This window comes from Paenibacillus doosanensis (genome assembly GCF_025060755.1).
In the GTDB taxonomy this organism is placed as follows: Bacteria; Bacillota; Bacilli; order Paenibacillales; family NBRC-103111; genus Paenibacillus_S; species Paenibacillus_S doosanensis.
The window spans coordinates 271,507-282,635 of record NZ_JANYUY010000002.1 but is presented as its reverse complement, the minus strand read 5'-3'; the positions used below and the strand labels follow the sequence as shown (position 1 = coordinate 282,635).

11 protein-coding genes are annotated in these 11,129 nt (G+C 53.4%); 10 read left to right on the top strand and 1 reads right to left on the bottom strand.

Going from position 1 to position 11,129, the window contains the following annotated elements:
- Positions 1-153: 153 nt before the first annotated feature.
- Positions 154-1,269 (top strand): PucR family transcriptional regulator, encoded by a 1,116-nt coding sequence (locus N0M98_RS03775; protein WP_249860084.1) that lies wholly within the window; start codon positions 154-156, stop codon positions 1,267-1,269.
- 92 nt (positions 1,270-1,361) lie between these two features.
- Positions 1,362-2,486, top strand: coding sequence for an ABC transporter ATP-binding protein (locus N0M98_RS03770; RefSeq protein WP_249860083.1), 1,125 nt, complete (start codon positions 1,362-1,364; stop codon positions 2,484-2,486).
- Between the two features lie 139 nt (positions 2,487-2,625).
- Here N0M98_RS03770 and N0M98_RS03765 read toward each other — a convergent pair whose 3' ends face one another.
- Positions 2,626-3,669 (bottom strand): YeiH family protein, encoded by a 1,044-nt coding sequence (locus N0M98_RS03765; protein WP_259616993.1) that lies wholly within the window; start codon positions 3,667-3,669, stop codon positions 2,626-2,628.
- Between the two features lie 228 nt (positions 3,670-3,897).
- Here N0M98_RS03765 and N0M98_RS03760 point away from each other — a divergent pair, with 228 nt between their 5' ends.
- From N0M98_RS03760 to hisG, 8 genes are all read left to right on the top strand, one after another.
- Positions 3,898-4,788, top strand: a complete 891-nt coding sequence (locus tag N0M98_RS03760; RefSeq protein ID WP_249866342.1) for a LysR family transcriptional regulator — start codon at positions 3,898-3,900, stop codon at positions 4,786-4,788.
- A 108-nt stretch (positions 4,789-4,896) separates the two neighbouring features.
- Entirely contained in the window at positions 4,897-5,838 is a 942-nt protein-coding gene (hprK, locus tag N0M98_RS03755) for an HPr(Ser) kinase/phosphatase (protein ID WP_249860081.1), read from the top strand.
- Between the two features lie 36 nt (positions 5,839-5,874).
- Positions 5,875-6,948: a prolipoprotein diacylglyceryl transferase gene (gene lgt / locus N0M98_RS03750; RefSeq protein WP_249860080.1), complete on the top strand. Its 1,074-nt coding sequence runs from the start codon at positions 5,875-5,877 to the stop codon at positions 6,946-6,948.
- Positions 6,949-6,978: 30 nt separating this feature from the next.
- Positions 6,979-7,644, top strand: a complete 666-nt coding sequence (gene ppaX / locus N0M98_RS03745; RefSeq protein ID WP_259616992.1) for a pyrophosphatase PpaX — start codon at positions 6,979-6,981, stop codon at positions 7,642-7,644.
- Positions 7,628-8,155 carry an acyltransferase gene (locus tag N0M98_RS03740; protein ID WP_259616991.1) on the top strand — a complete coding sequence of 176 codons (528 nt, stop codon included), beginning with the start codon at positions 7,628-7,630 and terminating at the stop codon, positions 8,153-8,155. Before ppaX ends, N0M98_RS03740 begins: the two co-directional genes overlap by 17 nt.
- Before the next feature lie 33 nt (positions 8,156-8,188).
- Positions 8,189-8,953: a phosphoribosylformimino-5-aminoimidazole carboxamide ribotide isomerase gene (hisA, locus tag N0M98_RS03735; RefSeq protein WP_259616990.1), complete on the top strand. Its 765-nt coding sequence runs from the start codon at positions 8,189-8,191 to the stop codon at positions 8,951-8,953.
- Between the two features lie 316 nt (positions 8,954-9,269).
- Positions 9,270-10,469: an ATP phosphoribosyltransferase regulatory subunit gene (locus tag N0M98_RS03730; protein ID WP_249860076.1), complete on the top strand. Its 1,200-nt coding sequence runs from the start codon at positions 9,270-9,272 to the stop codon at positions 10,467-10,469.
- Between the two features lie 12 nt (positions 10,470-10,481).
- The gene (gene hisG / locus N0M98_RS03725) at positions 10,482-11,120 is read left to right on the top strand and encodes an ATP phosphoribosyltransferase (protein WP_249860075.1); all 639 of its coding nucleotides are present in this window, start codon (positions 10,482-10,484) and stop codon (positions 11,118-11,120) included.
- Positions 11,121-11,129 lie beyond the last annotated feature (9 nt).

Here is an 11,129-nt window from a genome sequence, read left to right as displayed (position 1 = left end):
CAATTCGGACGCCTCCAAGTGCAAGGTTTTTCACGGGTTAGCCTTCGTTTTCCTTGCACCTAAATTCGACAAAAGAGGCGCCAAACCCTTGTTACTGTTGAATTTTTGATTTGTTCAGCAAGCCCTAAATACACTTACGTTGGGAGTTCGGGTATGGACTGGGAACCGCTCAGACAACAGCTGGAACAGATTTTTGAAGGACCCGTAAGACTATCGAGGTGGACCTTTGAGCAGTGGCTGCGTGAAGCCGATACGGAGGCCAAGGGCAAGGGAGCGCCGCCCAAAAGCTTGCAGTACGAGGGGCAGATCGTGTTTCTCGTTCACAAGGAGCAGCAGGATGCGCTTGTTCTGTCTATCGATGCCGCCAGATTGAATCAGGCGGAGCGTAAGCTCGTAGAGATGATGCTGGATACTAGACGCGCCCAGGATAAGAAAGCGGTGCCGGCCGCCAGCGAGGAAGAACGAAAGGCCGGTATGGTAAGGGATTGGTTCAAGCAGCAGCAGGATCTCGGGCTAACCAATGCGGAAATGCCGGATGCGCTGGTAGCGCAGCTGTCGCTCTATTCGACGAAAATCCCGATTTTGCTGTACGGGGATTATTCGCAATCCAGGAGAGTCAGCTACCAGGAATTAAAGAAGCTGCTGGAATCGTTCTTTGACGCGGAGATGATCTTAATTCCGTTAATGGACAAGGAGTGGCTCATCCTGGGTTCCGAGAAAATGCTGTCCATGGATACGACGGATGAACGCGAGTACGGCGAGGAGGACACGCTGGAGGATACGCTGGCCGCCGTCGGCTACGGACTTCACGAAATGCTGGAGAACGAGTGGGTCGGGGAATGCCATCTGGCGATCCATTATCCGATGACTCCCGCCAAATCGTTATATGCGACCGTGCTTCAGCTGAGGGAAACGATGATGCTGGGAAGAACCTATCATATGGGAAGCAATATGCATCTTCCGTGGATGCTGCAGCTGGAGAAGCTGATTCATCTGATTCCCGAAGCGGAGAAAGCGGGTTTTCTCGAACGCGTGCTGAAGAGGCTGGATTCGGCGCTGGATGCGGAGACGATGACGACGCTGGAGCAGTTTTTCCAATTGGACTGCAACGTCAGCGAAACGGCCAAGAAACTGTACATCCACCGCAATACGCTGTTGTACCGGCTTGACAAGTTCAAGCAGGAGACGGGATTGGATGTTCGGACCTTCAATGACGCGGTGCTTGTGAAGATTGCATTACTATTGTACAAAGTAACGAAAAGAAAGTGATTTTTTTGTGAAGATTGTGCATAGTCACAAAACCGTTCCTACGGTAAGATAACAGTATAACTTGATACTAAATCCGTAGGGGGAATAAAACCATGGCAGGTGTACGTTTAAACCACATCGTTAAAAGATACGCAGGTGCTGAAGAAGCGACGGTGAAAGATTTTCATCTTGAAATCAAAGATAAAGAGTTTTTGGTTCTTGTCGGCGCATCCGGTTGCGGTAAGTCCACAACTCTTCGTATGATTGCAGGTTTGGAAGAAATCACTGAAGGCGAACTTTACATTGGCGACCGTTTGGTAAACGACGTTGCACCTAAAGACCGCGACATCGCGATGGTTTTCCAATCTTACGCTTTGTATCCGCACATGAACGTGTATCAAAACATGGCTTTCGGTTTGAAGCTTCGTAAGTTCAAAAAAGCCGACATCGACGCTCGCGTACGCGAAGCTGCGAAAATTCTCGACATCGAGCATTTGCTGGATCGTAAGCCAAAAGCACTTTCCGGTGGTCAGCGTCAGCGCGTTGCCTTGGGCCGCGCGATCGTCCGCGAACCTCAAGTATTCTTGATGGACGAACCTTTGTCCAACTTGGACGCCAAATTGCGCGTACAAATGCGCGCCGAAATCAGCAAACTGCACAAACGTCTTGAAACGACAATCATCTACGTAACGCATGACCAAACAGAAGCGATGACGATGGGCGACCGTATCGTCGTTATGGATAAAGGGATTATTCAACAAGCGGCTACGCCGGAAGAGATCTACAACTTCCCTACGAACATGTTCGTTGCGGGCTTCATCGGCTCCCCGTCCATGAACTTCGTTACCGGCTCCTTGGCTGAGCAAGGCGGCGGCTTGTACTTCAAAACAAGCGGAGTGAACGTGGAAGTGCCTGAAGGCAAAGCTAAAATTCTTCGCGAAAAAGGCTATGTAGGCAAAGAAATCGTTATGGGCGTTCGTCCTGAGGATTTCCACGAAGAGCCTGTATTCTTGGAAGCATCGCCTAACTCCATCGTGAATTCTCACGTTGAGGTTGCCGAGAACTTGGGTCACGAAATGTTCTTGTACCTGAACGGCATCGGCAAAAACAGCATAGTCGCTCGCGTAGACGGACGCGCAGGCTTCAAAGAAGGTACGAACGTAAAATTGGCGATCGACATGAATAAAGTTCACTTCTTCGATCAACAAACGACATTGTCGATTCTTATTAACAGCTAATTGCAAATAATGAAGGCCAGTCGTCTCGACTGGCCTTTTTTGGCGATATAGAGCTGAATATACTTCGGGCTCCCCGCAAAGTACTGAAGTATATTCAAAATCAAGGCCCCACTTAGTGGGGCTATTTTGTAATTCATGACTAGGTAAGATGAAGCAAGTGAATGAGCATAAAGCCGAGTCCGGACAATAAAACCGATCCGATGAGTCCCGCGGCGAACGACTTCATGCCGAGCTTGCGGAACGTAACCAAATCGACATTCAAACCGAGACCGGCCATAGCCATAGCAATAAGCAGATAGGCGATAATGACGATATTGCTTGCTGCCGCCGCGGGGATGATGCCGAACGAATTGATTCCGCTAACGATAAGGAAGCCGAAGATAAACCAGGGAATCGGTATCGATTTCCAGGAAGCTTTGCCTCCTCCTTGTTCCTTCCGTTCCGAACGGTTCGCCCAAATCCCGATCAGGATGGCGACAGGAACCAGCAGCGCGACTCTGGTCAGCTTGACGATTACGGCCATGTCTACGGCGTCGTTGCCGCCGGGAGCGGCCGCCGCAATCACATGAGCGATTTCATGGAGGGTCGCCCCCGAGAAAATGCCGTAGCCCAAAGCGGATAAGCCCATGACAGGGTACAGGAACGTATACAGCAGCGTAAATAAGGTTCCTAATATAGCTACCATGGCGGCGCCGATAGCGGTCTCGTCGTCCTTGGCCTTAATCTGCGGCGCTATGGCCACAACGGCGGCAGCCCCGCAAATCGCCGTGCCACAGGCGGTCAGGATGCTCAGCCTTTTTTCGACTTTGAACAGCCGCGCCAGGCCGTAGACGACGGACAGCGTAAAGGCGATAACGAGCGCCGCTATAAGGAATACTTTGGGGCCCGCATGGACGATGTCCATCAGATTCAGCCGCATGCCGAGCAAAATAATGCCCAGGCGAAGCAGCTTTTTGCTGGAGAAATTGGTCCCCGCGATCACCTGGCTAGGCACGCCTAGGGCGGCGCGCCATACGATTCCGATCAATATAGCGATGACGAGCTGCCCCATAATGCTGAGAAACGGGAAGCCGGATAAAAATTTGGCCGCTAAAGAAATGAGCAGGGTGAGACCGATTCCGAGCGCGAAGCCTAAGTTTTGCTTGCTTTTATTGGGCAGAGATATAGCTTGTGATTGACTCATGCTTGCATCCGCTCCTTGTCGTGCAGTTTGGATATATCGAATCAAAGAAACATGCATGCTCTTTACGCCTCTTACTATAAGATGCTCCATAAAAAAAGGGAAATACCGATATGCTATTCGTACTATTGGGATTTGTTATGATTGGAGCCGCCGCCCGGCGGGATTGTTCAACCGCGGGTAAACGGATACAATGGGTTACAAGGGATGGAAGTATGGAGGATGTCCAAAATGATGGTCGATACGATGAAAATTTTTGTAACGGTAGTGGAGCAAAGCAACTTTTCCCGAGCGGCCGAGCTGCTTAATCTGTCTCAGCCAGGGGTCAGTTTGCACATTCGCAACTTGGAAAATGAATTCGGCGTTAAACTCATTCACCGCTCGCCCAAGCATGTGAAGATGACGGAAGCGGGCGCTATTTTATATAAACATGCGAAACAAATGCTGGCGCTCTACGATACGGCCAGGGAGGAAATCCATTTACTGCGGGACGAAGTGACCGGCGCGATCAAAGTCGGCGCAAGCTTTACGATCGGCGAATATATTCTGCCTCATCTGCTGTCAGAATTCGCCTCCCAATATCCGCAGATCGATATAGAAGTCACTATAGCCAATACGGAAGAGATCGTTCAGGCCGTAAGGGCCAACGAGCTCGATATCGGTTTGGTGGAGGGAAAAGTGGATTATGCGGAAATCCAGGTGCCGCCCCCTTTTATGGAGGATGAAATGGTGCTGGTAGCCCATCCGGGGCATTCGCTGTGCTCACGCAAGACGGTGGAGCCGGAGGTTCTGCAGGATCTGGTCTGGGTATTCCGCGAAAGCGGATCGGGCACCAGAGCCTTCAGCGACCATTTTATTGCGGAAATCGGCGTAACAGTCAAACGCTCCTATGTGTTTAACAGCAATCAAGGGGTGAAGGAGGCCGCCGCAGCAGGTCTCGGTGTTGCCATGCTGTCGAAGCTGGTTGTGCGCAAAGAGCTTGAAGCGGGAGAGTTGTGCGGGATTCAGGTCAAGGGGACCAAAAACAAGCGGAGCTTTATTATGCTTCAGGACCGGAAAACGGCCTCGGAGACGATGGCGGTCAAAATGTTTATTCAAAAGGTGAGGCAATTTCGTCTGTAGCTGCACAAATTAGGCAAATCCCCGGGACAAATCCTAATGGTTGGTTGATTTATCCGGTTATTTTTTATACGATGGGTTTATTGGGAAAACGAAGGAGACGGAGCAGAGATGGCTAGAAAAGTGAAAGTATCTGACTTGGTTCAAGAGTTCCACCTGGAAGTGATTTGCGGCGACGCCGGTCTCAAGCGGCCTATTACGGTAGCGGATTTATACCGCCCCGGACTCGCAATGGCAGGCTATTACGAATTCCATCCTACGGAGCGGGTGCAGATTCTCGGGAAAACCGAGCTGACCTTCTTCGACGGTCTCTCGTCGGAAGAGCGGATGGACCGGATGAAACGATTGTGCGCGCCTGAAGATACGCCTTGCATCTTGATCAGCCGGGGATTGGATGTTCCGATCGAGCTGCTGGCCGCGGCCAACGATTACAACATACCGGTGCTGCGTACTAAAACGTCAACGACCATCCTGGCTAGCCGCATCACAGGTTTTCTGGAAAACAAGCTGGCTCCGTCTACTACGATTCACGGCGTTCTGGTCGACGTCTACGGCATCGGGATGCTGATTACCGGCAGCAGCGGCATCGGGAAGAGCGAAACGGCGCTGGAGCTCGTCAAGCGGGGCCATCGCCTGATCGCCGACGACGCGGTCGAGATTCGTCAGACGGCCGACCATATATTGAACGGGAACGCGCCGGAATTGATCCGTCACCTGCTGGAAATCCGCGGCGTCGGCATCATCAACGTGATGACCTTGTTCGGTGCGGGAGCCGTGCGCAATGTGAAGAAAATATCGGTAGTCATCCGCCTGGAAACCTGGCAGCAGGACAAGCAGTACGACCGGCTGGGGCTCGATGAGGAAACGACGCAAATTATCGATACCGCGGTGCCGCTGGTCACGATTCCCGTCCGTCCCGGACGAAACCTTGCGGTTATTATCGAGGTGGCGGCGATGAATTTCAGGCTGAAGCGGATGGGCTACAATGCCGCGCTGCAGTTTACGAACAAGCTGACCGAATCGTTGTCCGAAGAAATGGACGATATGGAATAATAGAGTGCCCGGCACTCCATTCAAAGGAGGAGCAACATGTTTCTGGCTATTAACCCAATCGCATTTGCCATTGGGCCCCTGCAGGTGCATTGGTACGGCATTATCCTCGGAACGGCGGCGTTGGTAGGTTTGATGCTGGCGATCCGGGAAGGAAAACGATTCGGCATGAACCCCGATTTTTTCATGGATTTGGTTTTGCTTGGGGTTCCTTCGGCCATTGTCGGAGCGCGAATCTATTATGTTGCGTTCAAATGGGAAGATTATAAAGACAATTTGTCCGAAATTATTAAAGTATGGCATGGCGGCATCGCCATTTACGGAGCGTTGATCGGCGCGATTATCGCAGCTTTGATCTATGTTCGGCGTAAAGGCTATTCGTTCTGGAGAATCGCGGATATATGCGCGCCGGGACTCATCGTCGGACAAGCGATCGGGCGCTGGGGCAATTTCATGAACCAGGAAGCGCACGGCGGACCGGTTAGCGAATCGTTTCTGCGCAGCTCGCTGCATTTGCCGGACTTTATCGTAAACCAGATGTATATCGACGGACAGTACTACCATCCGACGTTCTTATATGAATCTTTGTGGAACGTAGTAGGTCTCTTATTGCTGTTCTGGCTGCGCCGCAGACCGTTCTTGAGAGCGGGCGAACTGTTCATGAGCTATTTCATCTGGTATTCGATCGGCCGCTTCTTTGTCGAGGGGCTAAGAACCGACAGCTTGGACTTTACCGGTCCGCAGTGGCTGGCCTCCTTGATGAACGGGCTGTGGTCCCCTATGAGATGGATGGGCTTCGAATCGGGCTTTATGACCTACGGAGGCAATGTAAGAATATCGCAGCTGCTGGCGGTTCTCATCGTCATCGCCGCCTTTATTCTGATGGCGGTCCGGAGAAAAACGGGCGCCGCCTCCGTCAAGTATGCCGATGCAATCGAGCCTGTAGGCGGCAGTGCGGGCGAGAGCCGTTCCGGACGCGAAGAGGCGGTCCAAGCGGAGCCGGCTGCACCGGCTGCGGAGAAAACGGCGGAAGGATCGCCGCCTTCGGAGCAGGAGCAGGAGGGAGACAAGGATAAGTCGGGCAAAATCGGCGAGCCGGGCAGTCTGCAATAACTTTCAGCATGAGAAAAAGGAGCTAGAGCGATGATTCATACGATTTTGTTTGATTTGGATGGAACGATTGTCGATACGAACGAGCTGATTATCCAGTCGTTTCTCCATACGTTCGAAGGGGTGACGAAGGAGCCGGTAACCCGCGATCATATTATCCCGAACATGGGCAGACCGCTGGTAGAACAAATGCGCTTTTTCTCCGGCAGAGATGCGGTCGACGATCTGGTGCAAAAATACCGCAAATACAATATCGAGAACCACGACCGGCTCGTTAAGGAGTTTCCGCATGTCAAGGAAACGTTGGGCGTGCTTCACAAAGCGGGCATCAAGCTGGGAGTTGTCACCAGCAAAGTCGGGGTGACGACGGAAATGGGCCTTAAGCTTACCGGAATGTACGATTATTTCAGCGCGATTGTGACGGTGGACGATGTGGAACGTCCCAAGCCCGATCCGGAAGGCATCCGTAAAGCGCTCAGGGCGCTCGGTTCCGATCCTGCGGGCGCGCTGATGGTAGGAGACAGCCATTACGATATCGAGGCGGCCCATAACGCGGGGATTCCGTCGGTGGGCGTAGCTTGGTCGATGAAAGGCGTCGAATACTTACGCAACTATCGTCCGACGTATATTATCGACGATATCAGGGAGCTGCTCCCTATCGCAGGAGCCGAGGGGAATTCGATTGAGACGAACCGATAGATTTCCGGTCGAAGGACCGAATTCATTGTGGCAAATGTACCGCACGGTCAGCTTCTGGAAGGCGGTTCGCAATTTTGCATTTATTCAACTGACGCGGTATGCACCCTTTTTGTCTTTTAAGCGCTGGATTTACCGTCATGTGCTCGGGATGAAGGTAGGGGAGCATGCCTCCTTTGCGTTAATGGTTATGGTCGATGTCTTTTTCCCGGAAAAAATCGAAGTCGGCGACAACTGCATCATCGGATACAATTCGACGATATTGACGCATGAATATTTGATTAAGGAATACCGGATCGGAGCGGTGCGCATCGGCTCGAACGTGATGATAGGCGCCAATACGACCGTATTGCCGGGCGTGACGATAGGGGATCATGCCGTTATCGGAGCGGGCTCGGTCGTCCATAAGGATGTCGCGCCCTACAGCTTCGTGGCGGGCAATCCGCTGCGGGTGATCCGTGCGGACGTAAGGGTTCCGGTTGACGAGGCCGAGGAAGCACTGGAACGCGGGTAATTAGGAGAGAACGAAGAAAGCGGGGAAACGGCGGTGCAATTTAGGCCTTGTATCGATCTTCATCAAGGGAAGGTCAAGCAGATCGTAGGGGAGACGCTGAATACGGGAAACCTGGGCGTCGTTGAAAATTTCGTGTCGGAGCATGATTCATCCCATTATGCAGCGATGTTTCGGCGGGACGGGCTGCGCGGCGGCCATGTCATTATGCTGGGCGGGGGCAATGAAGAAGCGGCCGTCCGCGCGTTAAGCGCGTATGAGGGAGGACTGCAGATCGGCGGCGGCATTACGGCGGATAACGCGGATTTCTATTTGGAGCAGGGAGCGTCCCACGTGATAGTCACTTCGTATATATTCCGGGACGGCGAGCTGAATATCGACAATTTAAACCGGATGGTTGACAAAGTCGGCAAAGAACGTCTGGTTATCGATCTGAGCTGCAAGGAAAAAGACGGCAAATGGTTCGTCGTGACGAATCAATGGAAAACGTTCAGCAGCTTTGAAGTCAGCCCGGACAATATCCGTTATCTGGAACGGTTTTGCGATGAGTTTCTGGTCCATGCGGTCGATGTGGAAGGGAAGCAGTCGGGCATCCAGGAAAGTCTGGTGCGTCATCTGTCGCAGCATGTTTCCATTCCTACGACTTATGCGGGAGGGGCCCGCTCGATGGACGATCTGACGTTGTTCCGCGACTTGTGCGGCGGCAGGCTGGATATTACGATCGGAAGCGCCCTCGATATTTTCGGCGGCAAGCTGCCGTACCGCGATGTCGTGGCTTATTGCGGCGGGCTTCAAGAGTAAGCGATCGAGCTGCCGAACACGCTTAACGGTTTGGGCTTGATCGGGGGCCGTATAAAAAGCGTCTTTATACGGCGCCGGCGCTGCCGGCGTCAACCAGGCATAAGCTGCCGCCTTGTTCGGGGGCGGTAAAAGCTGCTGCTGAGCGCAGGTAAACCTCCATGAAAGGACGTTGTCCGATGGTTTTCTCATTGACGAAAGACGAGGTTAGATGGTAAACTTACGATTACACTCTTTATTTTGGTAGTATGGTAGCATATTAGCGAACTAAAGCGAATGCGATGAAATTATTATTGTTTATATAGGCGGGTGAGGATCGGTGTCGAAACCGAAAGTATTTGAAAAGCCGACCGGAGTCAAGGATTATTTGCCTGAAGCGGCGGCCAAGCTGCGGGCGATCGAGACGAAGGTGCTGCAGTGCATGGAAGGCTGGGGTTACCGTGAAATTATAACCCCGACCCTGGAATTTTACGATACGGTAGGGGTGGCGAGTTCTACGGAGGACCGCAAGCTGTTCAAGCTGCTGGATCGCAACGGCACGACGCTGGTCATGCGGTCGGACGTTACGGCACCGATCGCCAGGGTTGTATCTTCGCTGCTTAAGGAACAGCCATTCCCTATTCGGCTCTCCTATCGCGCTAACGTTTTCCGCGCTTTTGAAGCGGAAGCGGGGCGGGATGCGGAGTTTTTCCAGACCGGTCTGGAGCTTGTCGGAGACGCATCGTCCGAATCGGATGCGGAGGTTATCGCACTGGCCATCGCCAGCTTGCAGGCGGCGGGGGTGGAAAAGTTCAAGATCGCTCTGGGCCACGTCGGCTTCCTGACCGGACTGTTCAATGAAACGCTGCAGGAGCGCGCCGAAGCGCAGCAGGCGCTAAAAGAATGCTTGCTGAACCGCGATCATGTAGGTTACCGGGATACGATCAAATCGCTCGGTCTCTCCGAAGAGGTCGAGCGGGAGCTGAGCGGCATCTTGCGGCTGCGCGGCGGACAAGAAATTTGCGCCCAGGCGCGGGAGGTGGCCCGCGATCCGCTGGCGCAGCAGTCGATTGCGCATCTGTGCGAAGTATGGGATGTGCTGGAAGCTTACGGCGTCAGCGAGCATGTGCTGATCGATCTGACGATGATCGGCGATTTCTCTTATTATACAGGGATGACCTTTGAGGGCTACGCGGCCGATCTCGGCTTCCCGGTATGCAGCGGAGGACGGTACGACAACCTGCTGACTCAATTCGGGCGTCCGGCTCCGGCAACGGGATTCGCATTGAAGACGAATCGGATTTTGGAGGCGGTCAGCCATCAGCGGGTCGAGCGGCCAGGCGCCGTTCTGATCGTTTATACCGCCGCACGCAGAGGCGAGGCGTTCAAGAAGGCGCAGGCGCTGCGGCTGCAAGGAGACTTCATGGTGGAGACGCGGCTTCTGGCCGGCGAAGCGCAGCGGGTTGAAGCGGCTCGCACGGCGCAGGGCGCGTTTACCGTAAACGGCGCGGCGTACAACGACGTAATCGAGTTTGTGTAAAGGAGCAGGGACATGCAGGATGTATTGAAAGTAGCGATGCCCAAAGGGCGTATATATAAGCAAGCCTCTAAGCTGTTCCGCGAAGCGGGCTTTCCGATTCCGGAAGATATGGACGACTCGCGCAAGCTGATTATCCCGGTCCCGGAGGCCGGGCTGGAGTTCATTATGGCGAAGCCGGTCGATGTGGCGACTTATGTGGAGTACGGCGTAGCGGACATCGGCGTCGTCGGCAAGGACGTGCTGATGGAGGAGAATCGCGACGTCTATGAACTGCTCGATCTTGGTATCGCCCGCTGCCGGATGTCGGTCATCGGCCTGCCGGATTGGCAGCCGGTTTTAAATCCGCGGGTGGCGACCAAATACCCGAATGTCGCGTCGCAGTACTTCCGCGAACAGGGGCAGCAGGTCGAGGTCATCAAGCTGAACGGCTCAATCGAGCTGGCGCCGCTGATCGGGCTGGCCGACCGGATCGTCGACATGGTGGAGACGGGGCAGACTCTGCGTGAAAACGGTCTGGTGGAGCAGGAGCAAATTTTTTCCATTACGAGCCGACTTATCGCCAACCGGGTCAGCTACCGGATGAAGAACGAATCGATCCAGTCGCTGTGCGACAAGCTGCAGCAGAAGATGGCGTCGGCGGGTAAAGCTTAGGAAGCAGGC

Excerpts from the sequence above, each read along its gene's own strand:
- N0M98_RS03775 (WP_249860084.1), top strand. The coding sequence starts at position 154 with ATGGACTGGGAACCGCTCAGACAACAGCTGGAACAGATTTTTGAAGGA.
- N0M98_RS03770 (WP_249860083.1), top strand. The coding sequence starts at position 1,362 with ATGGCAGGTGTACGTTTAAACCACATCGTTAAAAGATACGCAGGTGCT.
- N0M98_RS03765 (WP_259616993.1), bottom strand. The coding sequence starts at position 3,669 with ATGAGTCAATCACAAGCTATATCTCTGCCCAATAAAAGCAAGCAAAAC.
- N0M98_RS03760 (WP_249866342.1), top strand. The coding sequence starts at position 3,898 with ATGATGGTCGATACGATGAAAATTTTTGTAACGGTAGTGGAGCAAAGC.
- hprK (WP_249860081.1), top strand. The coding sequence starts at position 4,897 with ATGGCTAGAAAAGTGAAAGTATCTGACTTGGTTCAAGAGTTCCACCTG.
- lgt (WP_249860080.1), top strand. The coding sequence starts at position 5,875 with ATGTTTCTGGCTATTAACCCAATCGCATTTGCCATTGGGCCCCTGCAG.
- ppaX (WP_259616992.1), top strand. The coding sequence starts at position 6,979 with ATGATTCATACGATTTTGTTTGATTTGGATGGAACGATTGTCGATACG.
- hisG (WP_249860075.1), top strand. The coding sequence starts at position 10,482 with ATGCAGGATGTATTGAAAGTAGCGATGCCCAAAGGGCGTATATATAAG.